This window comes from Parerythrobacter jejuensis (assembly GCF_039536765.1).
GTDB classification, from domain to species: domain Bacteria; phylum Pseudomonadota; class Alphaproteobacteria; order Sphingomonadales; family Sphingomonadaceae; genus Parerythrobacter; species Parerythrobacter jejuensis.
This window is the reverse complement of the sequence record NZ_BAAAZF010000001.1, coordinates 1,556,013-1,580,310: the sequence shown is the minus strand read 5'-3', so window position 1 is coordinate 1,580,310 and position 24,298 is coordinate 1,556,013. Positions and strand designations below refer to the sequence as shown.

General features: G+C 60.0%; 28 protein-coding genes. 11 read left to right on the top strand and 17 right to left on the bottom strand.

Annotated elements, in window-relative coordinates; all coding sequences use genetic code 11:
* Positions 1 to 8 precede the first annotated feature (8 nt).
* Positions 9 to 677 (bottom strand): OmpW/AlkL family protein, encoded by a 669-nt coding sequence (locus ABD653_RS07815; RefSeq protein WP_160778161.1) that lies wholly within the window; start codon positions 675 to 677, stop codon positions 9 to 11.
* A gap of 140 nt (positions 678 to 817) precedes the next feature.
* Between ABD653_RS07815 and ABD653_RS07810 the strand changes: the two genes are divergently transcribed.
* Genes ABD653_RS07810 through ABD653_RS07760 form a run of 11 tightly spaced genes read left to right on the top strand, consistent with a single transcriptional unit; the run spans position 818 to position 10,845 of the window.
* A complete protein-coding gene (locus ABD653_RS07810; protein ID WP_160778160.1) occupies positions 818 to 1,588 on the top strand; it encodes a Crp/Fnr family transcriptional regulator in 771 nt (256 codons plus the stop codon).
* A 37-nt stretch (positions 1,589 to 1,625) separates the two neighbouring features.
* Entirely contained in the window at positions 1,626 to 3,281 is a 1,656-nt protein-coding gene (gene ccoN, locus ABD653_RS07805; RefSeq protein WP_160778159.1) for a cytochrome-c oxidase, cbb3-type subunit I, read from the top strand.
* 11 nt (positions 3,282 to 3,292) lie between these two features.
* Positions 3,293 to 4,039: a cytochrome-c oxidase, cbb3-type subunit II gene (gene ccoO / locus ABD653_RS07800; RefSeq protein ID WP_160778158.1), complete on the top strand. Its 747-nt coding sequence runs from the start codon at positions 3,293 to 3,295 to the stop codon at positions 4,037 to 4,039.
* Positions 4,036 to 4,200 (top strand): cbb3-type cytochrome c oxidase subunit 3, encoded by a 165-nt coding sequence (locus ABD653_RS07795; protein WP_160778157.1) that lies wholly within the window; start codon positions 4,036 to 4,038, stop codon positions 4,198 to 4,200. Before ccoO ends, ABD653_RS07795 begins: the two co-directional genes overlap by 4 nt.
* Positions 4,187 to 5,131, top strand: a complete 945-nt coding sequence (ccoP, locus tag ABD653_RS07790; protein ID WP_425566723.1) for a cytochrome-c oxidase, cbb3-type subunit III — start codon at positions 4,187 to 4,189, stop codon at positions 5,129 to 5,131. Before ABD653_RS07795 ends, ccoP begins: the two co-directional genes overlap by 14 nt.
* Entirely contained in the window at positions 5,118 to 6,575 is a 1,458-nt protein-coding gene (ccoG, locus tag ABD653_RS07785) for a cytochrome c oxidase accessory protein CcoG (RefSeq protein ID WP_160778155.1), read from the top strand. The genes ccoP and ccoG overlap by 14 nt, the downstream gene beginning before the upstream one ends.
* On the top strand, positions 6,572 to 7,018 hold the full coding sequence (locus ABD653_RS07780) for a FixH family protein (protein WP_160778154.1): 447 nt from the start codon (positions 6,572 to 6,574) through the stop codon (positions 7,016 to 7,018). Before ccoG ends, ABD653_RS07780 begins: the two co-directional genes overlap by 4 nt.
* The gene (locus ABD653_RS07775; RefSeq protein WP_325065355.1) at positions 7,015 to 9,138 is read left to right on the top strand and encodes a heavy metal translocating P-type ATPase; all 2,124 of its coding nucleotides are present in this window, start codon (positions 7,015 to 7,017) and stop codon (positions 9,136 to 9,138) included. Before ABD653_RS07780 ends, ABD653_RS07775 begins: the two co-directional genes overlap by 4 nt.
* A complete protein-coding gene (gene ccoS / locus ABD653_RS07770) occupies positions 9,135 to 9,284 on the top strand; it encodes a cbb3-type cytochrome oxidase assembly protein CcoS (protein WP_160778153.1) in 150 nt (49 codons plus the stop codon). Before ABD653_RS07775 ends, ccoS begins: the two co-directional genes overlap by 4 nt.
* On the top strand, positions 9,281 to 9,487 hold the full coding sequence (locus ABD653_RS07765; RefSeq protein WP_344705319.1) for a hypothetical protein: 207 nt from the start codon (positions 9,281 to 9,283) through the stop codon (positions 9,485 to 9,487). The genes ccoS and ABD653_RS07765 overlap by 4 nt, the downstream gene beginning before the upstream one ends.
* Positions 9,488 to 9,531: 44 nt before the next feature.
* The gene (locus tag ABD653_RS07760; RefSeq protein WP_160780290.1) at positions 9,532 to 10,845 is read left to right on the top strand and encodes a radical SAM protein; all 1,314 of its coding nucleotides are present in this window, start codon (positions 9,532 to 9,534) and stop codon (positions 10,843 to 10,845) included.
* Positions 10,846 to 10,858: 13 nt separating this feature from the next.
* Here the strand turns inward: ABD653_RS07760 and ABD653_RS07755 are convergent, their stop codons facing one another.
* The 16 genes from ABD653_RS07755 to fliF form a co-directional block, all read right to left on the bottom strand.
* Positions 10,859 to 11,224: a flagellar protein FliS gene (locus ABD653_RS07755; protein WP_160778152.1), complete on the bottom strand. Its 366-nt coding sequence runs from the start codon at positions 11,222 to 11,224 to the stop codon at positions 10,859 to 10,861.
* A 1-nt stretch (position 11,225) separates the two neighbouring features.
* Positions 11,226 to 12,659: a flagellar filament capping protein FliD gene (fliD, locus tag ABD653_RS07750; RefSeq protein ID WP_160778151.1), complete on the bottom strand. Its 1,434-nt coding sequence runs from the start codon at positions 12,657 to 12,659 to the stop codon at positions 11,226 to 11,228.
* Between the two features lie 30 nt (positions 12,660 to 12,689).
* Positions 12,690 to 13,823 (bottom strand): EscU/YscU/HrcU family type III secretion system export apparatus switch protein, encoded by a 1,134-nt coding sequence (locus ABD653_RS07745; RefSeq protein ID WP_160778150.1) that lies wholly within the window; start codon positions 13,821 to 13,823, stop codon positions 12,690 to 12,692.
* Positions 13,820 to 14,614, bottom strand: coding sequence for a flagellar biosynthetic protein FliR (gene fliR / locus ABD653_RS07740; protein WP_325065354.1), 795 nt, complete (start codon positions 14,612 to 14,614; stop codon positions 13,820 to 13,822). The genes ABD653_RS07745 and fliR overlap by 4 nt, the downstream gene beginning before the upstream one ends.
* Positions 14,611 to 14,883 (bottom strand): flagellar biosynthetic protein FliQ, encoded by a 273-nt coding sequence (locus ABD653_RS07735; protein ID WP_160778149.1) that lies wholly within the window; start codon positions 14,881 to 14,883, stop codon positions 14,611 to 14,613. Before ABD653_RS07735 ends, fliR begins: the two co-directional genes overlap by 4 nt.
* A 13-nt stretch (positions 14,884 to 14,896) precedes the next feature.
* The gene (fliP, locus tag ABD653_RS07730) at positions 14,897 to 15,607 is read right to left on the bottom strand and encodes a flagellar type III secretion system pore protein FliP (RefSeq protein WP_160780288.1); all 711 of its coding nucleotides are present in this window, start codon (positions 15,605 to 15,607) and stop codon (positions 14,897 to 14,899) included.
* A gap of 56 nt (positions 15,608 to 15,663) precedes the next feature.
* A complete protein-coding gene (locus ABD653_RS07725; RefSeq protein ID WP_160778148.1) occupies positions 15,664 to 15,948 on the bottom strand; it encodes a flagellar biosynthetic protein FliO in 285 nt (94 codons plus the stop codon).
* On the bottom strand, positions 15,948 to 16,280 hold the full coding sequence (locus ABD653_RS07720) for a FliM/FliN family flagellar motor switch protein (protein WP_160778147.1): 333 nt from the start codon (positions 16,278 to 16,280) through the stop codon (positions 15,948 to 15,950). The genes ABD653_RS07725 and ABD653_RS07720 overlap by 1 nt, the downstream gene beginning before the upstream one ends.
* 24 nt (positions 16,281 to 16,304) lie before the next feature.
* Positions 16,305 to 17,189 (bottom strand): FliM/FliN family flagellar motor switch protein, encoded by an 885-nt coding sequence (locus tag ABD653_RS07715; protein WP_160778146.1) that lies wholly within the window; start codon positions 17,187 to 17,189, stop codon positions 16,305 to 16,307.
* Positions 17,186 to 17,770, bottom strand: coding sequence for a flagellar basal body-associated FliL family protein (locus tag ABD653_RS07710; protein WP_160778145.1), 585 nt, complete (start codon positions 17,768 to 17,770; stop codon positions 17,186 to 17,188). Before ABD653_RS07710 ends, ABD653_RS07715 begins: the two co-directional genes overlap by 4 nt.
* A gap of 30 nt (positions 17,771 to 17,800) precedes the next feature.
* A complete protein-coding gene (locus tag ABD653_RS07705) occupies positions 17,801 to 18,370 on the bottom strand; it encodes a hypothetical protein (protein ID WP_160778144.1) in 570 nt (189 codons plus the stop codon).
* Between the two features lie 875 nt (positions 18,371 to 19,245).
* Entirely contained in the window at positions 19,246 to 19,716 is a 471-nt protein-coding gene (locus ABD653_RS07700; RefSeq protein ID WP_160778143.1) for a hypothetical protein, read from the bottom strand.
* Positions 19,706 to 21,040 carry a FliI/YscN family ATPase gene (locus ABD653_RS07695; protein ID WP_160780287.1) on the bottom strand — a complete coding sequence of 445 codons (1,335 nt, stop codon included), beginning with the start codon at positions 21,038 to 21,040 and terminating at the stop codon, positions 19,706 to 19,708. Before ABD653_RS07695 ends, ABD653_RS07700 begins: the two co-directional genes overlap by 11 nt.
* Complete coding sequence (locus tag ABD653_RS07690; RefSeq protein WP_160778142.1) at positions 21,037 to 21,546, bottom strand: FliH/SctL family protein; 510 nt, start codon at positions 21,544 to 21,546, stop codon at positions 21,037 to 21,039. Before ABD653_RS07690 ends, ABD653_RS07695 begins: the two co-directional genes overlap by 4 nt.
* A gap of 85 nt (positions 21,547 to 21,631) precedes the next feature.
* Positions 21,632 to 22,636, bottom strand: a complete 1,005-nt coding sequence (locus ABD653_RS07685) for a flagellar motor switch protein FliG (RefSeq protein ID WP_160778141.1) — start codon at positions 22,634 to 22,636, stop codon at positions 21,632 to 21,634.
* 2 nt (positions 22,637 to 22,638) lie between these two features.
* Positions 22,639 to 24,297, bottom strand: coding sequence for a flagellar basal-body MS-ring/collar protein FliF (gene fliF / locus ABD653_RS07680; RefSeq protein ID WP_234032115.1), 1,659 nt, complete (start codon positions 24,295 to 24,297; stop codon positions 22,639 to 22,641).
* Between the last annotated feature and the right edge of the window lies 1 nt (position 24,298).

Genomic DNA, 24,298 nt, shown 5'->3' with positions numbered 1-24,298 from the left:
AGCCGGGGTCAGAAGCGGTACGAAAGGCCCGCGCTGACGACCCACGGGTCCAGTTTGTGTTCCGTCTGAATGGCAACCGTGTTGCCAGCAAACCATGTCGCAGTTGTATCGACCCAATAGCGCTTCGCATCTACACTGAGGCCAAGGCCCTTGTCGTTCAGGGGCACATCGAAGCCGGCCTGTAACGCAAATCCGAGTTCGTCAGACAGGTTGAAATCGGTCACACCGAGCGGGATCGTAGCGGCACCAGGCTCATCATCGATCCAGAGGAAATAGGCAGGGCCAGCGCCGACATAGGGCTTGATGCCGCCTACATCGAAATGCAGTTTAGCGGTGACCGTTGCCGGGATCAGCTTGCCGTTGGAAACCAGTTCGGCGCCGGGCAGACCGGTTGTGCCGTCGACATCATGCTGGGTCAGGCAGCAGATCGTTTCTACCGAGAAATTGTCCGAGAAGAAGTATTCAATCGCGATCGTTGGCACGTAATTGTCGTTCGCCTTGGTCTGGGTGTTGGCCGGGAGGCCGACAATGTCGGTGTTGACCTGGGTAATTTCCCCGTCAGGCAGCACGCCAGTGGCAAAGACCTTGATCTGCAGCGGACCTTCATTGTCCTGGGCAAGAGCAGGAGTACTGCTGAGGGCCGCGACTGCAAGCCCGGCCAAGAAAACGGCTTTCATGAATCTATCCTTCACGCCCCGCAGCGGCCGCCCCATGCGACCAAGGCTCTTGCGGAACAGGGCCGGATTAGGGCGAGAGCAAGCTGGTGACATTGATCTGGGTCAAAGACTTCATCTGAGGTGCCGAGCATACCTGCGGCATGCTTCATGGTATTCTGGATTCTGCAGCAGCGCTTCCGCACACACCGTTCGGTGACTTTGTCGAAGCTCTGGTGCCGGACGACATTGAGCGGGAGGTCCTGCTCGAACTAGTGGCGCTGGGGCATCCTGTCTCGCCCAAGCGAGGCGAAGCTGCCTATATCGATCCCTGTCTCGACCAACTTGTTTTTGTTGCCGACGGGGCGACAAAGCTGGTGGCCAAAACGAGCGGAGACAGGGAGCAGATCGTTGCTTTCCATTTTGCCGGCGATCTCGTCTCTGTCCCCACGCAAGCCCGCCATGCCTACGCCCTCTACGCCCTGAGCGATGCGCATTTGCTGGCTTTTCCCGCGGAGAAATTCCTGGGGTCTGTTTCCAGGTCTTCGAGCATGGCGGGCACGGTGGTGCAGCGGATGATTCTGGCGTTGCATCGTTGTCGCGACAAATCAGCCGATCTCGGGCGTAAGAACGCAGAAGAGAGGCTCTGCAGCTTCTTCGTGATGATGGCCGAACGGATCGGTGCGTATCGCAATAGCGCCTGCGATCTCGTGCTGCCGATGTCACGACGGGATATCGCCGATGCGCTTGGCCTCACGATTGAAACGGTCAGCCGACAGATTGGCCGGATGCGTGAAAGCGGCTTGATCGAGACAAAAGGCAGGTCCGGCGTGACCTTGTTGCAGCCCGACACTCTCGCGGCGAGAGCGGGGCATAAGTGCTCCTCACTCGGAAAATTGGAAAATTTGACCTCGATCAAAGTCGCCGGTCGGTGAACTTTGTAGGAGGGGTTCAAAGGGAGGCTTGGGACCAATGGAATCAGTAGTAGGCCGCATCGGCTTGTGGTTCGCTGTGTTGCTCGCGGCGATCATGGTTATTGCCGCGACGCCGGATGCGGGGTTTGCCGCGCACGCGACCATCATCGCGATTGTGGCGTTCGTGGTCATTTGTGCGACAGCAAGCACGTATGACCCGCTCGCCAAAGCGCAGAGCATGTTCAAGATGCCCGACGGCCCGTCGAAATATGACGATGATCCCGTGCGTTGGGGCGTCATTGCGACCTTGTTCTGGGGCATGGCCGGTTTTGCGGCTGGCGTTTTCATCGCGCTGCAAATGGTCTTCCCGGAGCTCAATTTCGAACCCTACCTGACCTTTGGTCGCCTGCGCCCGCTCCATACCTCAGCGGTCATTTTTGCTTTTGGCGGGAATGCGCTGATCGCAACCAGCTTCTACGTCGTCCAGCGCACCTGCCGGACCCAACTGGCTTTTCCGAAGATCGCCCGGTTCGTATTCTGGGGCTACCAGCTCTTCATCGTCCTGGCGGCGACCGGCTATCTGCTCGGAATCACCCAGTCGAAGGAATATGCCGAGCCGGAATGGTATGTCGATCTGTGGCTGACGATTGTCTGGCTTGCTTACCTGCTGGTCTTCGTTGTCACGATTGTGCGTCGCCACGAGCCGCATATCTATGTCGCCAACTGGTTCTTCCTGGCCTTCATTATCACCGTTGCCATGTTGCACGTGGTCAACAATCTGGTGATCCCAGTCAGCCTGCTCGGGACCAAGAGCTATGGCGTATTCGCCGGTGTGCAGGACGCTCTGACACAGTGGTGGTACGGGCATAATGCGGTCGGGTTCTTCCTGACAGCCGGCTTCCTGGCGATGATGTATTACTTCGTGCCCAAACAGGCGGAGCGGCCGGTTTATTCCTATCGCCTGTCGATCATCCACTTCTGGTCGTTGATCTTCCTGTATATCTGGGCCGGGCCGCACCACCTCCACTATACTGCGTTGCCGGACTGGGCGCAGACACTCGGCATGGTTTTTTCGATCATGCTGTGGATGCCCAGCTGGGGCGGCATGATTAATGGCCTGATGACGCTGAATGGCGCCTGGGACAAAGTCCGCACCGATCCGATCATCCGGATGATGGTTATGGCGCTGGCGTTCTACGGAATGAGCACATTCGAAGGGCCGATGCTGTCGATCAAGGCGGTCAACAGCCTGTCGCACTACACCGACTGGACAATTGGCCACGTCCACTCCGGCGCCTTGGGCTGGAATGGCATGATCACTTTCGCCTGCATGTATTATCTCGTGCCGCGTCTCTGGAAGCGTGAACGGCTCTACAGTTTGCGCATGATCAACTGGCATTTCTGGCTCGCGACGCTCGGCATCGTTTTTTACGCTGCCAGCATGTGGGTCGCCGGTATCACCCAAGGCCTGATGTGGCGCGAATATGGCCTCGACGGCTATCTCGTGAACAGCTTCGTCGACACCGTCGCCGCTCTGAAACCGATGTTCATGATGCGTGCCTTCGGCGGCCTGCTCTACATCACCGGGGCTGCGATCATGGTCTACAATGTCTGGATGACGATTTCCGGCCACATTCGCGAGGAGGCTCCGATGACGGACACACCTCATGACGAAGAAGCCGACCATCCCATCACCGCCGTGCCGGCCGAATAGGGGTCCGACCGATGAGCATGACCGAACGTCACAAGAAACTCGAAAAGAACGTCACGTTGCTGGCTGCCGCAACGCTGGTCACAGTGGCCATCGGCGGGATCGTGGAAATCGCGCCGCTGTTCTGGATCGACAATACAATCGAGAAGGTCGAGGGTGTGCGTCCATACACCCCGCTCGAACAGGCCGGGCGCGATGTCTACATCCGCGAAGGCTGCTATGTTTGTCATAGCCAAATGATCCGGCCGTTCCGCGACGAAGTCGAACGCTATGGCCATTACAGCCTGGCGGCGGAGAGTATGTATGACCATCCTTTCCAATGGGGCTCGAAACGGACCGGGCCCGATCTGGCCCGCGTCGGTGGCCGGTATTCGGATGAATGGCATGTCCAGCATCTGAAGGATCCGCAGGCCATGGTGCCGGAAAGCATCATGCCGTCCTACAGCTTCCTGGCCGATACGGATTTGAAGATCTCCGACCCTGCCGGTGTGCTGATGACCCTGCAAATGGTTGGCGTGCCCTATAGCGAGCGTGACGTCGAACGGGCCGCCGAAGACTTGTTGGCACAAGCCGATCCGGAGCGGGATGCCGAAGACCTGCAAGAACGCTATCCGAAGTCGCAGATCCGCGATTTCGACGGCAATCCTGATCGAGTGACGGAAATGGATGCGCTCGTTGCCTATCTCCAGATGTTGGGGACATTGGTCGATGTAAACAGTGCTGCCGCTCAAGAAGAACTTGGCCGGGAGAAGGGCCGATGAGCTTTTACGAGACCCTGCGACACTTTGCCGACAGCTACTGGCTCGTCGTGATGACCATTATGTTCCTGACTTTCTGCCTGTGGCCATTCCGCCCCGGGGCTGGCGACCGGAACAATGCAGCTGCGAATTCGATCTTCGAGGAGGACAATGATGGCCGATAAGCCCTCTGACGGGAAGCGGATCGATGATCCCACTGGCACCGAATTGGTGGGCCATGAGTGGGATGGTATCGAAGAGCTGAACACACCGCTGCCGCGTTGGTGGTTGTGGACCTTTTACCTGACGATCATCTGGTCGGCTGTATATGTTGTCCTCTACCCAGCCTGGCCCTTGATCGAAAAGGGCACGGAAGGCGTTCTGGGTTGGTCGAGCCGGGGTGACCTGATCGACGAAATGGGCGCTGCCGACGCCGCTCGACAGACTTTTCGCGAGCAATTGGCCGCGATTGACGTCGACAAGCTGCGCGACAATCCCGATTTGCTCCAACAGGCTCTGGCCGGTGGACAAGCGGCTTTCAAGGTCAACTGCACCCAGTGCCATGGCTCGGGTGCAGCGGGTAACCAGAAGCTGGGCTACCCCAATTTGAACGATGATGACTGGATCTGGGGCGGTGACCTCGATGCCATCCATTACACGATTGCGCACGGAATCCGGCAGGATGAAGACAATGGTCTGCGTCAGGGCGTGATGCCTGCCTTTGACGGAGCCTTCGATGCCGCACAGCTCGATGCCGTGACAGACCATGTCCTGTCATTGAGCAAGAAGGCGCAATCGAACGCGATCGGCGCGCAGCTCTATGCCGACAATTGCGTGGCTTGCCACGGTGCGAGCGGCGAAGGGGATCGCGCACAGGGTGCACCGCGCCTCGACGATGCGATCTGGCTGCGCGGCGGATCGCGTGCCGAAATCAAGGCCCAGATCCTGAACCCGAAGATGGGAGCAATGCCGGGCTGGGAAGAACGCCTCGATCCGGCAACGGTGAAGATGCTGACGGCCTATGTCCATTCGCTGGGGGGCGGAGAGCAGACGGTGGCAAATACTGCCGATGACCCTGTGACCGAACCCGAGGTTGATGGTGATGAACAGCCCTAAACCCGTTGATGGCGGTGACGAACTGAACCTCTACGAGAGCCGCAAGACGGTTCACAACCAGCGGATCGACGGCCCGTTCCGTCGCTTCAAATGGTTCGTCATGCTGGTGACACTGGGGATCTACTATGTGACCCCTTGGCTACGCTGGGACCGGGGGCCCTATGCACCCGACCAGGCGGTGTTGATCGATCTGGCCAATCGCCGGTTCTACATGTTCGGGATCGAGATCTGGCCGCACGAATTCTATTTCGTCGCTGGCCTGTTGATCATGGCGGGTATTGGCTTGTTCCTGGTCACCAGTGCCGTGGGCCGAGCGTGGTGCGGCTATGCCTGCCCGCAAACGGTCTGGACCGATCTGTTCCAGCATGTCGACCGCTTCGTCGATGGTGATCGCAATGCGCGTATCCGGCTGGACAAGGCGCCGTGGGGGCCGGCCAAGGTGGCCCGGCGCGGCTTCAAATGGTCGATCTATCTCGTCATCAGCCTGATCACGGGCGGCGCATGGATTCTCTATTTCGCCGACGCCCCGACATTGTTCCGGGACTTTTTCACGCTCCAGGCTGACCCAGTTGCTTATGCCACGGTGGGGATTCTGACGGCGACGACATTCGTGTTCGGTGGCTTCATGCGTGAACAGGTGTGCGTCTATATGTGCCCTTGGCCCCGTATCCAGACGGCCATGCTCGATGAAAAATCACTGATCGTGACCTACAAGGATTGGCGCGGCGAGAAGCGCGGCAGCGTCAAGAAAGCGGCGAAGAATCCTGACGAGTTCGGTGATTGCATCGACTGCAACCAGTGTGTTGCCGTGTGTCCGACCGGTATTGATATTCGCGAAGGCCAACAGATCGGTTGTATAACCTGCGCCCTGTGTATCGATGCCTGCGACCGTGTGATGAAGGAAGTCGGTCGCCCGCGTGGCTTGATCGACTATGCGACCTTGGAGGCATGCGATGCGGAGGCCGAAGGTGCGCCTCCGCAACCGGCGTGGAAGGCTCTGCTGCGCCCACGCACCATCGCATATACTTTGATCTGGGCCAGTATCGGCGGAGCCATGCTGTTCGCCCTTGGCGTGCGCAGCCACACCGACCTGTCGGTGTCGCCGGATCGCAACCCGCCCTTCATGCTGTTGAGTGACGGGTCGGTCCGCAATGCCTACACGCTCAAATTGCGCAATATGGAGAGCCGGCCGCGCGATATGGAGATTGCATTGTCAGGCCTGCCTGGCGCAATGATGTGGACGGATACAATCGGGCCGGACAATGCCGCTCGCACGCAGATTGTTGCAGTTCCAGCCGACGCGACCAAGACGGTGCGCGCCTATGTCAAAGCGTCTTCCGGCACCGCCGCGCAGGACTTCTCATTCATTCTGACATCGCAGGACGAGCAACGCGAAAGTGACGAGGCGCCAACGCGCTTCACTGCCGGGGAGGAAGGCCAATGAAGCGCGAATTCACAGGTCGTCACATGCTTGCGGTTCTGGTTGTGGGCTTCGGCATAGTCGTGGCCGTCAATTTCTATATGGCATCGCTGGCCACGCGCGGTTTCAGCGGCGTGGTGGTGCAGAATTCCTATATTGCCAGCCAGCAATTCAACGGCTGGCTGGAAGAAGCACGCCGCCAGGAAGCACTGGGCTGGCAAGGCGTGATTGGCCGGGACGGGAACGGGCGACTGGAAGTTGCGGCGCAGGCCATTCCTGCGGGTGCAGTTGTAAGCGCAGACCTCCGACGTCCGCTTGGAGAGCCGGACGACAGGCAGATCACTCTGGTGCCTGCCGGTGAAGGCCGGTTTGTCACTCCTGAGCCCTTGCCAACTGGCAGGTGGATCGTCCGTATTACTGTCGAGGCAGAAGGCGAAGCCGTCCGCTTCCAGGATGAAATGACGTGACAGCGCACGCCGCCATACCGGTCGGCGATGCCACAGCTCTGACCGATAGCCGTTTTACAGTGCCAGCCATCCGGTGCGCCGGGTGCATTGCCAAGATAGAGCGGGAAATCGGATCAGTTGCAGGGGTCGACGCGGCGCGGGTCAATTTCAGTGCCAAGCGCGTCGCCGTCCGCCATGATCCGGCGGTTGATGCCTTCGATCTTCTCGAAGAATTCCGCAAGATCGGTTTCGAGGCCCAGATAGCTGCCGAGAATCCGCTCGCCGAGGACGACAAGGAATCCAAACTGCTGCTGCGCGCGGTTGCTGTGGCGGGGTTCGGCATGATGAACATCATGCTGTTGTCGGTCAGCGTATGGGCCGGCGCCGGTGGTGTGACCCGCGACATGTTCCATTGGCTTTCGGCACTGATCGCGTTGCCGGTGATTGCCTATGCCGGGCGCCCCTTCTTCGCCTCGGCCTGGATGGCCCTGCGCTACCGCCGTACCAATATGGATGTGCCGATTTCCATCGGTGTTCTGCTAGCGGCCGGTCTCAGCGTTTACGAGACGATGACGGGTGGCGAACACGCCTATTTCGACGGCGCGGTCATGTTGCTGTTTTTCCTGCTCTGCGGGCGCGCGCTAGATGCGACCATGCGGGGCCGCACCCGCGAAGGTATCGGCGCCTTGCTGGGGAGAATGGGCAAATACGCTCAGGTCGTCGGTAAAGACGGCCAAATGCAGAGGCTCGGGTCAGACGACCTTGCGCCCGGAATGGTGATGCAGGTCGCTGCAGGGGAAGCGCTGGCGGCTGATGGTATTGTTGAAGACGGTGTCGGCGCGATCGACAACGCCATGCTGACCGGCGAAAGTAAGGCGGAACCCGTGCGCCCGGGCAGCGAAGTCCATGCCGGAAGCCTGAACCTCACAGCACCGCTCCGCGTCCGGATTACAGCCACATCCGGCGATACTGTGCTGGCCGAAATCGCGCGGTTGATGGACGAAGCTGGCCAATCACGGTCCCGCTATGTCCGCATCGCTGACCGTGCGGCACGGCTTTACGCACCGGCAGTCCATTCGCTTGCCTTCCTTGCCTTTGCCGGGTGGATGCTGGCCGGCGCCGGTTGGTATCACTCCCTTGTAATTGCGATTGCGGTTCTGATTATCACGTGCCCTTGTGCGCTGGGCCTGGCGGTGCCTGCAGCGCAGGTGACGGCATCCAGTGCGCTGATAAAGCGCGGGGTCTTGGTCAAGGATGGGAGCGCGCTGGAGCGCATCGCCGAAGTCGATACGATCCTTTTTGACAAGACCGGAACGCTGACTTTGGGGGAGCCGGTTCCCGAGTTGGCAAACCTCAGCAACGAACAAAAGAGTATCGCGCTTGCGCTCGCCCAGGCCAGTCGTCACCCGCTCAGCCGCGGGCTCAGCAAAGCCCTTCAGGCAGAAGGCATTGCAGCCGCCGAATTGTCTGGCATCGCCGAAGAAGCAGGGCAGGGAATAACAGGCAGAATTGGGGAAACCCACGCCTCCTTGGGCAGACCGGATGACGCAAGCACCGAAATTGCCTCTCTCCTGCGCATCGGTGGTGAGGCGATATCGATCCCATTCTCCGATCCCCTCCGGCCCGATGTGGAGAATGTGATCCAGGATCTTACAGGCCGGGGCATCACGTCGACTATGCTGTCCGGCGACCGGTCAGACGCAGTGCGCGATGTGGCGAGCCATTTGGGCATATTCGGCCGACCTGGCATGAGCCCGGCAGACAAACTGGCCGAACTGGAGCGCCTGAAAGAGCAAGGATGGCATCCATTGATGGTCGGGGATGGCCTGAATGACGGTCCGGCCCTGGCTGCGGCGCATGCTTCGATTGCGCCGGGCACCGCCAGCGATGCCAGCCAACAGGCTGCAGACGCAGTCTTCATTGGTGACAAACTCGGGCCGGTTGTTGTCGCTCTTGACATTGCCAAAGCAACGATGCGGATCGTGCGTCAGAACTTCGCGCTGGCCATCGGCTACAATGTCCTAGCGGTGCCTCTCGCGCTGGCGGGCATGGTTACGCCCCTAATCGCTGCGCTGGCGATGTCAGGCAGTTCGTTGATTGTCGTCGCCAACTCACTGCGCGTAGCAAGGGCCGCCAAATGAGCGGGCTTACTATTCTGATCCCGATCGCACTTGCGATGGGCGGCTTTGGCCTGGCCGTTTTTTTCTGGGCTATGAAGCACGGCCAGTTCGAGGATCTTGATGGGGCAGCCAATCGCATCCTGATCGATGATGAGGATGAGGAATGAATCCGGGCCTGCTCTTGATCGGTGCATTGGCACCCGTGATGATTGGACCCTACCAGCAGGTGCCCGGGCAGAGCCGCACGCTAGAGGCGCAGCTTTGCAATGGGGGCACGATTTCGATTTTGCTCGACGATAGCGACGAGGAGCAGGCTCCGCCTTGCCCCGAGCAAGCCTGCCATGCGGGCAATTGTCGCAAGCGAATTTGATCCAGCGCAAAGACGTTATGTGCTTCCGCCTGCACCTATCCTGCATGTGGAATTATCATCCTGACCTGCTGCGGGTCCCCGTCCCGCGCTACACCAGCTATCCCACCGCCGCCGATTTTGGAGAGGTCCATCCCGACGCGTTTGCGCAGGCACTGGACCGGACGCGTGGCGATGTATCGCTCTATGTGCATATCCCGTTTTGTGAAAAGATTTGTTTCTATTGCGGATGCAATACGGCGGCGGCTGGGAAGCGGTCTCGGCTGAAATCCTATCTGGCTGCCCTTCATCGCGAGATCGAATTGGTCGGCCAACGCTTACCACGCAGTGTTCGTGTTGGCCGGATTGCGTTTGGCGGGGGCAGCCCGAATGCGATTACACCCGGGGAATTCGGTGATTTGGTAGATGCCCTAGCGCGCCATTTTCGTCTCGATCATCCGGTCAGTTCGATAGAAATCGATCCCCGAACCATGACGCGCGAATGGGCTGACGCTATCGGTCAGACAGGAATCGAAAGGGCCAGCCTGGGGGTTCAGACTTTTGCGCCGCATTGCCAATCTGCGATCGGCAGGGTCCAGTCCGAAGACACGATCATGCGGACAGTAGACTGGTTGCGCGATGCTGGGGTCTCATCATTGAACTTCGACTTGATGTACGGGTTGCCTGGCCAGTCTTCCGAAGACCTGATTGATAGTTTGCACCGGACGCGGGTTCTCGGGGCTGATCGTATCGCCTTGTTCGGATATGCCCATGTTCCACACATCGTTCTGCGACAGCGCGCGATAGATGGTGATGCGTTGCCGGGCCAGGAGGAGCGGTTTGCCATGGCGGCACAGGGATATGCCTATCTCTGTACCCACGGTTACATGCCAGTCGGTTTCGATCACTTCGCGAAACCGGGCGGCGACCCTCTTGCCCGCGCGACGACTGCTGGCCTGTTGCGGCGCAATTTCCAAGGCTTCACTGACGATCCGTCGGATGTTCTGATCGGACTGGGCAGTTCTGCTATCAGCTCATTTCCAGATCTGCTGGTCCAGAATGAAAAGAATTCCGGCCGCTATCGCATGATGCTCTCGCAAGGCCAGCTGCCCGCTTCACATGGCATTGTCCGAAATGTCGAAGACCAGGCGCGGGGCGATCTGATCGAACGCCTACTGTGCCAGGGCCATGCACATGTCCCGGACCGGATCATGCAAGATGTGCTGGGCAGCCTCGCGCCTTTTGTCGAGCGCGCACTCGCCTCGATCTCGGACAATTACCTGACGATCTGCCCGGACGGCCTGCCCTATGCCCGGACCATCGCTGCATTGTTCGATACCTATCGTGTGGAGCCGGCGCGGCGCTTTAGCGCGGCAGTTTGACGATACCTCGGCGCTAAAGGATGGCAAGGATGTCTTCGAGATCCCGGCGGACTCGGTCCATTACATCCTGGCGATAATTGGTAACTGCGGCGCGCACAGCCAGAGCGGCGGAATCGTAGAGGTGGACGAGCGGCTCGCGCAGCGGATTAGCGCTATCGACGCCGGCGCTCAGGGCGGTGATGCCAGAGGCGGCCCGTGTCAGGGCTGTGCCCCAGGCCTGACGGTTTCCGCGCGCATAGGCAGATTGCGCGCGATCAAGCTCGGTCAGTGCCCTCTCAAGGCACAATCGCGTCAGGCCAATACCGTTGGATCCCTCGATACGGGCGTCGAATTCGATCTTGCGATAGGCTTCGGTGGGATCAGGTGATTGGAACATCATCTCAGTTGTCCTGCGCATTCCAGATCGCGATTTGCGACTGGATAAAGCTGAGCGTAGAGTTCGACTGGCTCACATTGCGGTCAGCGGCGACGAATTGACGGGTCATCCTTTCGCGCAAGACGTCTTGTTGCTCGAGGAATTTGGCCAGCTTTTCGTCATTGCGTTCGATCTGGCTGGTATAGCGCGCGACCGAACCTGCAAGCGATCCCGGATCGCCGCTCGCCGATGTGCTTCGTGCCAGGTCATCGATTGTCGCAAACACGCCGTACAGGCCTGTTGTAAACATGGCTGCTGCGCCCTGTGGGCTTGCAGTCAAGGTCTCCTGGAGGCGGTCATTATCAAGCCTGAAGCTACCGTCGCGGTTCACCGAAAGCCCCAGATCGCCCAAGGTGCTTGGCTCGTCGCTGGCTGCATTGGGCATCACTATAACGCTGGAAAGGCTCGACAAGGCGCGCTTGAGCGCCCGCGCGCCCGGGTCGTTCCCCAGTTCCCCACCGAGCGCGGCAGCGTTCGCCTGCAATTCACTAGTGATGTCGTTCAGGGCGGCCACGAAGTCCCCCATTACTCCGGAGATTTGCCCGGTCCGGTCGGCAAACGAGATCGTGGTCGGGGCGCCACTATTGGTGCCAGACAGCTCCAGTGTGAGGCCTTCCGGAAGGTCGGTGACTATATTGCTGGCGCTGGTCATGGCGATTGTGTCCAGCGCGAATTGTGCGTCTTGTGCGCCTTGACGTAACTGGCCGGTATCGCTGGCGGGTCCCCACGCAAGATGGGTCAGGTCTCCTGGTGAAGCGGTTGGCGTTGGGGCAGTGCTTGCGGCTTCTAACACGAAACCGTTGGCCGCCCCTTCTGCGCCCTTCAGAACCAGTTGCGCGCCCGATGCCCCATTAGCGACATAGGCCGTTACATCGCTGCCGGAAGCGTTGATCTTGTTGGCCAAGGTCGCGAGCGTATCGTCGGTTGTGACCGCGATTTCCACCGCAGGGCGGTCTGCATCCGGCGTGAAGCTGGCACCGTTCACTTCGCCGAAACGCAGCGTCAAGGTGCCTTCGCCAACCAGGTCATTGCTTCCAGTAAAGGTGTCGAGCGCCAGCGTCTGCCCGCTGGCCAGTTGGCTCACCTCGAGCGAATAGGTGCCACTGGGGCTGGTGCCGGCAAGCACTGACGGAGTTGCGACCGAAGGGTTGCCGATGGTGGGAGCAGGCGAAAGATCGCCATTGCGGATTCTGTCGCCCAATGCGCTGGCGAGCTGCGTGATCTGGTTGCGGAGTAATGATGCAGCGGAGATCTGCGATTGCAGTGCTTCGTTGCGCGACTGCAGCCGTTCGATCTGTGGCGCGTAGCGAACCTCGGCAAGATCATTGGCCAGTTGGACCATGTCGACGCCGCTACCAGCGCCCAGACGAGAGACAATCGAAGAGACAGAGCTATCCATAGGCTGGAGAACGGCCCTGCCCCGGAGAGTTTAACCCCCCGTCGAACGCCCCTGTGCATCGAAGCGCAGCGAGACAGGGACTTCGACACCCGGGCGCGGCGGATGTTCGCCGCGCTTGAGCGAAAATACGAAGGCAATCAGAGCTGCCACAGCTACATAAAGTTCTTCCCGAATGACCTGGCTTTCTCGGGTTGTGAAGTAGACCGACCGAGCCAGCGCCGGGTATTCCAGCACCGGAAGGCCCCGTTCGGCCGCCAGTTCGCGCATGGCCAGTGCCTTCTCGTCACGCCCCTTGGCCAAGACGACCGGAGCCGGAGCCAATTCCGGATCATAGGTCAGCGCGACCGCGAAATGGGACGGGTTGGTCAGCAGGAATTGCGCCTCCTCCATGGCTTTCGACACGCCGCCTCGGGCAATTTCGCGCTGTCGCTGACGTTGTGCAGCACGCTTTTCAGGGGAGCCTTCGGTCTGCTTGGTCTCATCGCGCATTTCCTGATGGGTCATCTTGAGCCGGTTCATCCGCCGCACGAACTGGATCGGCCAGTCGATCATCGCGATTATGGCGAGCCCCAAGGCCAGCATTAGCAGCAAGGATATGGTCGCGTCCCATGCTGCCGAAAGCTGCACGGTGAGTTCGCCACGCCCCAGACCGAGGAGGGCAGTCAAATGACGAGTGCCCCACCACCATGCTATTCCTCCCAATAAGATGACCTTGAGCAAGCCCTTGCCAAGCTCGATCAGGCCTTGGGTGCCGAACATGCGTTTCAGCCCAGAGAGCGGATTGATGCGAGATCCCTTGGGCTTGAGGTTTGAGGCCAGGAAGCGACCGTCTCCGATAATCAGTTGTGACGCTGCGGTTGCGAACAAGACCGTCAGGCCCAGGAAAAGGATGTGCGGCAGGATCGCCTCTATCGCGCCAAGGAAGATCGTCCCGGGAGTGAAATGCTCCAACGCTGCGCGGTCAAAGCGGAAGCTGGTGCGTGCGACTGTTTCCATTCCGTCGAGCAGGGCGGGCCCGGCTGCTATCAACCATGCGCCGCCCGCGAAGACCGCGATGGCTGTCCCCAGTTCCTTTGATCGCAGGACATCGCCCTTCTTGGTCGCATCCTGCTTGCGTTTCTGGGTCGGCGCGAAAGTCTTTTCGCCAGCAGATTGCTCGCTCATGGCCGGATCAGATCAGCAGTCTGGACAATGGCCGCTTCCGAAAGGCCACTGAATTGTTCTGTCAATATCGGCAGGGCTGCAATCAATGCTGCAATTCCGGCAAGGACCCCGGCAGGCAGGCCCAGAGCAAACAGATTGAGCGACGGGGCAGACCTGCTGAGAACACCGGTGGCTAGCTGGACAAGCAACAGCACGAGGATCACCGGCAATGCAATCGCGGCAGCTGTCGCAAATGCCGTTCCGGCGAATCGGACGATGGCTTCAGACGATGCCGCTGCGAACATGGCATCACCCGGGGGCATCGCCCGATAGCTCTCGATCAGCAATTCAAGCCACAGCAAGTGGGCCCCCAAGGCCAGGAAAATGAAGATCAGCATCATGCTGAAATACTGGCCCAAAACACCGGATTGCGAACCGCTGGATGGATCAATCGATGTTGCGATGGCCAGGCCCATGGTCCCCGCAATCTGCTCAGCGGCAATCAGGGGCACGGCAAAGCTGACTTGCAAGACAAACCCCAGCGCGAAACCGATCACGGCCTCCTGCATCAGGGCGAGGATACCAGCGACTGACAGAAGGTCGGGCAGTGCCGGCAGCGGTATCCAGTGGTGGATGAAGAAAGCAATCGCCACGCCCAGAAAAGCGCGCAATTGCGCCGGTACTGTCATGGCCCCGAAAAGCGGCGCTGCCATCATGGCTGCCCCGGCGCGAACAGAAAGGAACAGGATGCCCCACAGCTCCTGCTCGATTGTGCCAAAACCCAGCAGAGCAATATCGATGCCGGTGTTCACTGTGCCATCATGCCGATCTGGTCGAAGATCTCGCGCATGAAATCACCCAGGATCATCATCATCGATCCGCCCATCAGCACGAGGATGACTGCAATAACCGTCAGCTTGGGGACGAAAGTCAGTGTCTGCTCGTTTACCGAGGTCGCTGCCTGGATGATGCCGACCACCAGGCCGACGGCCAATGCAGCCAGCAAGATGGGCCCGGCGACCAGCGCGGTCGTCCACAGCATGCGATCTGTCAGCGCCAGCAAGGATGCTTCGTCATTCATTCGCTCATCCTCTTCAGGCGAAACTCATCGCCAGAGATCCCATCAGCAAGGCCCATCCATCGACCAGCACAAACAGCAGTAGTTTGAAGGGCAGCGATACGATCGTTGGTGACAGCATCATCATGCCGAGCGACATGAGCACGCTAGCCACGACCAGGTCGATCACGAGGAAAGGCAGGAACAGCATGAAGCCGATCTGGAAGGCCGTTTGCAACTCGCTGGTGACGAAGGAAGGCAGGAGAATCGAGAGCGGGATGTCTTCCGGTCGGGCGAATGGGCCAGATTTGGCAATATCGGCGAACATGGCCAGGTTTGCCTCCCGGGTCTGGCGCAGCATAAATGCGTGGAACTGGTCCCCCGCCTTCGCAATGGCTTGCTCGGCTGGCAGAGTTCCTTCTGCGTAAGGCACAATCGCGGCTGCGTTCACATCCGTCAGTGTTGGCGCCATGATGAAGAAGGACAGAAAAAGCGCGATGCCGACCAGCACTTGATTGGGCGGACTTTGTTGCAAGCCCAAGGCCGAACGCAGGATGGAAAGAACGATCAGGATCCTGGTGAAACTGGTCATCATCAGGACCAGCGCGGGGAGCATCGTCAGCAGCCCCATCAGGAGCAACAGCTGGAGCGAAAGCGACAGTGGCTCGCCATCTCCCTTGGTCGTTTCGCCAAACGCACGCTCGACTGCATCGCCGAGCCCGGCCTGTGCCATCGCCACATCCGGCATCAGCAAGGCAAAAAGCGCGATGGCGATGCCGAAAAGCGGGATCAACCGACGCGGTGTCACGGTTGGTCTCCGGCTGGCGGAGCACTCGTGAGCTGGCTGTCCCCCAAGCGTATCAGACCCTGCCTTGTGCAGCCCAACAGGATTTCCCGACCGCGAAACTCGACGACGGCGACCTTCATGCCCGGGCCGAGAAAACAGGTCTCGACCAGGCGAACGCTACGGGTGTCTTTACCTGTACCGTTCAGTCTTTGCTGCATCCGTTTGGTGAGCGCCAGGCTACCCCAGATCAGCAGCCCCAGCAGGGGCAATAGCAGCGCCATCTTGGCGAAGTACCAAAGCATCAACTTTGCTCCGCTGATGGAACAGGGTCAGCTGAAGACTGCGGAGCCATCGCTGCTACGGGAGCAGAAAAATCGCCATTGTCCTCTCCTTCGGAGAGTTCGACAATCCGGAGGGCGAACCGGTTCTCCTGGGTCGTGACTTCCGCCTTGGCGATCAATTTCCCATTGACCATCACATCAAGAAGTTCGTCGGTCAAACGGTCGAGTGCGACCACACTATCTGGGCCCAGTGCCAGGACATCCTTGAGTGGAAGCTCGGTCCGTCCCAGTTCGACACTTACGGTCACGGTTACGCCGCCCAGCATTTTCAGATTATTGGCATGCATGTTCATGGAAAATCTCTCGGCTTACTGGTCTTAGGAAAGTTGCAGAGCCACGCGCTCGTCAAGCGTACCGATCGCCCCGCGTGCGATCGTTCGTGATCCCAACTGAAGCGGGATTGATCTGGCTGGTGCGAGGGGGAGAATATCCCCCGCGGCGAGCGAAGAAAGCCGGTCCAATGGCAGTTTCAACTCGGCAAGTACTGCAATTAGAGGCAGAGGAATCAGGCCGAATGACCCCAGTCCCGACGGGTCTTCCCCGTCCGTCGCAGTTTGAACCACAGCTTCTTTTGTGGCGCTCCCGGAGAACTTGCCCAGATCGCTTTCAAGAAGCGCGATCTGCATCGACCAGACGTCGGACCCTTCTTGAGTGACCTTGAAAGTCCAGCTCACGCAGTACTCACCGCGAGGGAAGGGGGCGAGGCGGGCAATGTCGCTCTCGCAAACTATGTCCGGTTCCTGCCTTTCGATCCGCGCAGCTGTGATGAAGCTCTCGGATACTGCCAAGACCACGCGTTCCAGCGCGAGGCTGGCAGACAGGGGCAGCGAGGCTGGCACCTCGCCGTTGGTTTTGCCGTCTCCCCCGAACAAGCGGTCCGTTAGCGAAACCGCAGTCGCAAGATCGATCGAAACGAGCATCCGGGGCATTGCCGGGCCCATATCAACCGCGAAATTGGCTGCTTCGCTTCCGATCGACCGCATCAAGGATGCAGCTGTTTGAGTCTCGGCTTCGCCCGCTTCGACAACAGGACGCTTCGCCAGCAACAGTGGTTGCAGCCGGTCCGGAATCGCGTGGCACGCTGCAGTCAGGAAACTGGCTGTGGCAGCACGGCGTTCTTCACCCTTGTCGGGATTCTCCAACAATTGCGGACAATGGTTCGCAAGCGCCCGTTCAGCGACAAAATCGTGGGTCGTTTTCATTGGACCAGAAACGTCCTGAAATGGACTGCATCGACGCCGCCAAACCCTTCCTGCTCTTCCAGAACAGTGTTAATGGCTTCGGTTAGTCGGGCCTGCAGGCGCGCCTTGCCCTCGACGGAATAAACATCCTCCTCCGGGGTCGAGGCGAGCACGACCAGGATCGCGGACCGGACTGCGAGTTCATGCCGCTTGAGCCACTGCAGCACACGGCCGTCATGCCGGGTCGACGCTGCAAGGCTCAGCTGGACAAGGCCGGCGGAATTCTTGAGATTGGAAGTGAAACTCTCTTCGAAACTATAGTAGATCGTGCGGTACTCGCTGCCGCCCTCACCAAAGATAACTTCGCCCTGGTCATCCTTGCCCTTTCCAGCAGCGGGAGCGAACGGATCTTCGGTCCCCTTGGTGACGAGCTTGGGCGTGTCTGGCCCTTCTTCGGCATGCCCTTCGCCAATCAAGCCGGCCGCAAAGGCGCCGTAGGCTCCCCCTGCGCCGGCACCGAGCAAGAGGATCGCGCCGACGACCAGCTTGAGCTTGCCGCCCTTGGGCTTGGGTTCAGTTTCATCGGAATTGGGTTTGGACATGATGCAGATGATTCCTTGGTGGGGACTTGATCAGGCGAGCAGGCCGCGATCAGATGGTGACGAGGGAAGAGAGGTCTTGAACGGTGAACTGTCGGGGTCTGAGCGGAGTTGGGAGGCCTCCTCTGGTCCGCCATGTCCTGGATGGGAGCCGTGTGGATGATTGCGATCCTGCTGGCTCTCCATGCCCGTATCGCGCTGCGTCATGGCTCCGGAGCCGGGATCCTGTCCGCGTGCTTGAGTTTGGGAAGCATCTGGCAATGTCGGGGCGGCATGGGCGCGATCAGCCAATGCAGCCTTGGCAGCCGGTGCGAAGCCGGGGTCGCGGCTTGAAAGCGTCGCTTTCAGGTCTGTTTCGGCATGGTCGACCTGGACGGTGACGGTGCCGAACTCTGCATGGCGCAAGACCATATCGCCCCGCGCGATCTTGCCGCTTTCCCGTGCGGTGACGAGGCTTTCGATCAGAGTCTCAAGCGGTCGCTGCGCAGGGGCAGGCTCACCTGCTGGCGGCGTTTGTGGGGCCGGGTACGAAGTGAGGAGGCCAGGGGTAGGGGCGGAGCCAAGATCGGGTGCAAGGGGCAGAATGCCAAGCGGACCCTGCATCTTGGGCTCATGAGTAGCGACCGCCGTGCTGGGCATGAGCTGGTTTGGCGATCTGCTGGGCTTTGACACAGGATTTGCGACTTCGCTTGGTCCGGGCGACGTTTCACCCGCCTGCGCAATGGCCCCACTGATAGTGCCAGGAGCTGCGACAGAGGTGCTCACAGGGGGCAGGGCTCGGGCAGGCATGCCCTCATGCAGAAGGGGAATCTGCGTGGCCATAGCCATCGGCATGGTTTGTGGGATTTGGAGTGACCGAGCTTGCAAAGGCGCGGCATTCGTCGGCGTTGGTTGTGTCAGTGGCGGTTCCGCAGATCGCACTTTGGCGCTCGTTTCGAAATCAGGCTGGGACTGCCGAGTCTCGTATGGGCTCCTCGCGAAGTCGGCCAAGACACTTGGCGCCGATGTCTCGGTAGACAGGCGATCAGGCGACTGCACGGTCAAACGCGGCAAAGATGTGGTGGTAGGAGTGCCAAGAATCTCTCGCGTCGGACTCGCCGACAATCGGGCCTCGAGAAGCATTGGATCGTCGACACTCTTCGCGACGAGCTCAGACTGGTCTTGTTCTACGCTATGTTGATCTGAGGCCGGACCTGTCTGCGGGAGATTCTGGCCGGTATCTGCAGCTTCTGTTGTGGGCGGCAATGGATTGCCGGTTTCAGGGCTGGCCGTTGCCGCGACCGGCAATGTTGTGCCGGTTTCGGGAATGTCGCCTAAATGTCCTGTGTAGACTTCGGGTGTCACATCCAATTTGCCGGGAGTGTTTGCCAAAATTCCCATGAAATCCAGAGCGATAGAACCCTCGGCATTGTCGAGACCTGTGCCGGCAATACTGGTTTCCCCATGTCGTTCGGGCAGTTTGATGATCGAGTGGATGTTCATGCGTGATCCTTGCGGGACGGGGGCGACTTGATGCCTGCATTGCACTGCAACCTCCGTGCCAATTGACCGGCCTTGGCAGCGTCCCGACCGAGCTCTTTCGCTTTGAGCTGCGCTTTCTGCGCCGTGGCCAACTGTATCGCGTGATCGCGTCGCTGGCCGATCACTCCAAGCTGGTTGGATGCTTCTTCGGCAGTGCGATCGGCATTTTCCCGAAGGTCGCGAGCGGACGCTGTTAGCCCTCGGGTTTGCGCACCGAATGCGTGGCTACTGGCGAGGCTTTGCCCATCGCGAGAGGCTCGCATTGTCGCAGGAGAGACTGCAAGAGCGTCACTACGATCGGCCAGCTCGCGCATTCGCGCCTGTTCCCGCCTCGCTTCGGCGAGACGGTAGAGCGCCAAGCGGTGCTCGATCGTGCGAACACGTATGATCCGTCGCAGCACATTGATGCGCGCGAGGCTATTTCGCATTGGCAATGACCGAACAGAGCGCCGTGGTGCTGGCTTCGAGACCGACGATGTCGCCTGCCTCCTGGGCCAGGAATGCGTCTAATTGCGGCTTCATCGACAGGGCCCGATCAAGCAAGGGATGGGAACCCTCGCGGTAGGCGCCCATCATCACCAGCTCGTGATTGGCCTGGTAGTGGGCGACAAGTTGCCGGAATTCCCGCGCTGCACGGCGATGCTCTTCAGTCACCAACCCATCCATCACCCTGCTGAGCGAAGCCGTGATGTCGATCGCGGGATACTGGCCCTGCTGGGCGAGATCCCGTGACAAGACGATATGCCCGTCAAAGATGGCACGGGCAGTGTCCACCACCGGATCATCTTGATCATCACCATCAGCCAAGACAGTGTAGAGCCCGGTCACGGCACCGCCACTGGTCGCGGAGTTGCCGGCCCGTTCAACCAGCCGTGTGATTGTTGCGAGGGCCGATGGGGGATAGCCGCGTGCGGCCCCCGGTTCGCCCAACAAGAAACCGATTTCGCGCGCCGCATGGGCAACCCGCGTCAAACTGTCGAGAACGAGCAGCACGCGCTTGCCGCGAGCACGGAAATACTCGGCGATGGCGCAGGCATATTGTGCCCCGCGCAGGCGCAAGTTGGGTGCATGGTCGGCTGGGACGGCGATCAGGATCGTCCGTTTGGCCTCATCTCCTTGCATATGCCGTCGCACAAAGTCTGAGACTTCACGGGCTCGCTCACCGATCAGGGCGATGATCTTGATATCCGCCTCCGCACCTGCGGCCATCATGTCAATCAGGACTGATTTGCCCACGCCCGAGCCAGCAATGATGCCGAGCCTTTGCCCGACGCCCATGGTAGTGAGAGAATTGATAGCACGGATACCGCAATCGAACGGCTCGATTACGGAGCTGCGTTCCAAAGCGTGATCGCGCTGCCCGCCCAATGGCCAGACATCGTCGCATTTCGGACGCATGCCATTGTCGATCGGGCGTCCGCTGCCATCTATCGCGCGGCCAAGTAGAGCCTCGCCAACCGCGACCATGCCGGGATGCCCAATGGCCCGAACCACGGCATCGGGTTTCAGCATCACTGTATCGCCCAAGAGCATCATGAGGCTGTGGCCGTGGCGAAATCCGACGACTTCCGCTGTGCAGGCAGGGGCTTCGTCTGAAGTTTCAATTCTGCACAGCGCGCCGATCGGTACCGGCAGCCCAGAGACTTCGATCAATCCGCCGTCACAGGAAACTACGCGGCCAAGCTGCACGGGCGCGGCCGAGACTTTTGCTCGCTGCATCCGCAGCAGGTCTCTCTGGAGCAATTCGATCATGATGCCAGCGCAGTGGCTATGGCGCGTTGCCATTCTTCCGGACCATCGCTGACGATCCCGTCGTCTCCTACCAATCGCAATGCTCCGCGTGCGACGGTGCTGTCCGGCACCACTTTCCAGTCGCGAGCCGTGGCCGGATCAATGTCCGCGATGTCATCGGGATGAAGATGCAGCTTGCAGCGCGTGGGCACCTCGCCGAGGAAAGACAGAGCGGCGTCGCAACGTTCTTCCAGAGCTTTGCGATTGACCAGATGAGGCTCGATCATTTGCTGGCACAGTGAGGCGACCGTTTCGGCCAGAACGCGCTTCAATTCCTCAATGGCAGCATCGTCAAATTTTGCGAATTCCAACCGAAGTGCATCACGGGTTTTGGCAGCTGCTTGTGCGGCCGCGGCACACGCCGCCGCGCCCGCCTGTTCGCCGTCGCGATAAGCCTGCGCAATCGCTTCTTCATGCTTCGAAGGCGCAATCTCGTCTTCCGTGCAATCGTGTTCCGTTTGGGGCAAGCCAGGGCCGAGGACAAAACCCCGACTTGCCCCGAGGGCACCGATCCAACCAGGGGCGGATGGTTCGGCAGAACTTCGTGTGAAATCAGATAAATTCGCCATCACTGGCTCCCAGCGAGATCTCGCCATCGTCCGCCAATTTGCGTGCGAGATCGACGATGGTTTTCTGGGCCGTCTGAACGTCGGCGCGCCGCAGTTTGGGCAGCAGCTCCATTTCGTCACGCACCCCGTCGGCAGCACGGCTGGACATGGCGGCAAAGAACGGCGTCTGGTTCTCCTCATCCAACCCTTTGAGCGCAGTAATAAGATCCTGGTTCTCTACATCGCGCAGCAAGCGACCCATGCCCTGGGCATCGAGCTCAAGCAGCATTTCAAAGGTGAACATTTCGGCCTCGATAGCCTTGGCCAGATCGGCATCCTTGCGCTCGATCTCGGGCAAGACTTGCCGGGCCACTTCCGGTTCGGACAGGTTGATCAAATTGGCCGCTTCGCGTGCCCCGCCGAGGGCAAGTGCAGCGGATCCGAACCGGCGGGTAATCCTGGACGACAAGAGCTGGTCCAGCATGGCGATCGCATCGTTGGGTACATTGCCCAAACGCGCGATGCGTTCCACCACCTGCGGTTGAGTTTCGGGAGGCAGGGACGCGAGGATGCTGGCTGCAGTTTCCGGATCAAGCATAAGCAAAAGTATTGCGATGACTTGGGGATGTTCTTCTTCGATCATTGCCAGCAGAATCCCGGGGGCGAGCCAGCGGGCGATTTCGATCGAGCGGGGGGCCGTATCGGGAGCAATGCGCTGCATCAGGCTTTCGCCTTTCACTTCTCCAACTGCTTGGGTGAGCAAGGCTCCGACTTGTTGTTGGCGGTCTCGGGCAGGCAACCCTTCTGTCTCCGCCTCGGCAATAAAACCGGCAATAGCATCTGCGACCTTGCCCGGTTCGATATCTTCGAGCGAGCACATGATCGAGCCGACCAGCTCGAGTTCTTCAGGCTGCAAATGGCCCAGCAGGCCTGCGGCCTCCTCATCCTCGAGAAGCATCAGGAAAACGGCCGCGCACTGGGCATCCGATAGGGGGGCAATCAGGCTCATTGTCAGGCCTCTTTCCGAGGTGCCGCGAGCATACGCTGGAGGGCGGTGACCGCCCGATCGGGCTGTTCGTTTGCAATCCGCCGGGCAAGAGCAACCTGTTCACGCAGATTGGCCGGCCCCGCCAACGACCCAGAGGCATCCGGGGAAGCTGCGATTGCAATGCCAGCTTCGGCGCCTTCTGTGGCACTAACAGATTGCTCGCCTTCTTCGTCTTCGGTGTCTTCGGCCGCGGTCGTATCTCCGCGCAGAATCGCAAGGAGTGGTCGCACGCCCAGCAGAAGGACGAGAAGCAAAGCAATCAGTCCCCCGCTATAGCGCAGGGCCATCGCGAACCAGCTCGTTTCATAGAATGGGGTGTCGGCAATTGTGGCTGGCTCGAAAGCACCAACCATCACCGTTACAGTATCGCCCCTGTCCGGATTGGCACCGACGGCGGCCTGAATCAGCTCACGCAATTTCGCTTCATCGGCTGGCGCGATCTTCTTGAGCGCTTCCTCGCTTACCGCGACGGCCACTGACAGACGCGCAATGCTGCCCGGCAATGTGCTGGTGACGGCAACTTCGCGACCCAAAGCGTAGGTTCGGCGGGCGCTGCTTTCGGTATCATTGGTGTCCGGTGCTGCGTCTGGCGCGGTCCCTTCCGGAGCCTCGTCAGCGAGTTCTGCCGGGGGTGGTGGCGTATTGGCGAGGACGCCAGGCACGCCGCCCGCCTGCGCGGCCGCCCCCCTGACGGAGCGAGTTTCGGCTTCGTTCCGGAGCGCTCCGTCCTTGTCGTAGCTTTCGCGGGCAGAGGTGCTTTCCTGCATGTCGAGCGAAACTTGCACCTCGGTGGAGAAATTGCCTGCGCCCAGCATGGGGATCAGCAGCTTGGCGAGCTGGTCGCGAAGTTTGCTTTCGAACTCCCGCTGCAGGGTCAGGCTGGTTCCTGCCTGGTCCTGGTCGACCGAGAGGAGTTGTCCGTTCTGATCGACCACTTGCACTGCGCCTGCGGAGAGGCCGGGAACCGAGCCTGCGACAAGGTTCACAATCGCATCGACCTGGTCTTTTTCCAGCTGGCTGCCTCTGGTCAGTCGCACCATCACCGATGCGCTGGGGGCAACCTTCTCGCGCACGAAAACGCTGCGCTCCGGCGTCGCCAAGTGCACGCGGGCAGCCTCGATTCCGTCGATCTCGGCGATTGTCATGGTCAATTCGCGCTCTCGCGCAAGGCGCAGGCGTTCGCCCTCAAGCGTCCGGCTGGCCCCCAGCGGAATCGAATTGAGCATGTCACTACCGGTTTCGGGTGCAGCCAAGGCGCCATTGCTCGCGACCAGCATGCGCGCTCGGTAGAGATCATCTTCGGACACAGTGAGCGTACCCGTGGCTGCGTCAATGTCGTACGTGACGCCGCCGCTTTCCAGAGTCTCGACAATTTGCGCGCGCTCACCGTCCGAGAGGCTGGAATAGAGTACACGCTGCGGGCCCGAAGACAGACCAAGGTAGAGCGCACCGGCAAGGGACAGGGCGCCCAGACCTGCAAAGGCGGGCAGGCTTTTGCGAATGGCGGGTTGGCCAAGGAACGCGTTGACCCGTGAGGCGAGCGGAGCGTCGGCGAAGCCAGCCATCTCTCCGCCAGGCCCTGCCGCGGGTTCAGGCAACCCTGATTGGGAAGGTTCAGCCATC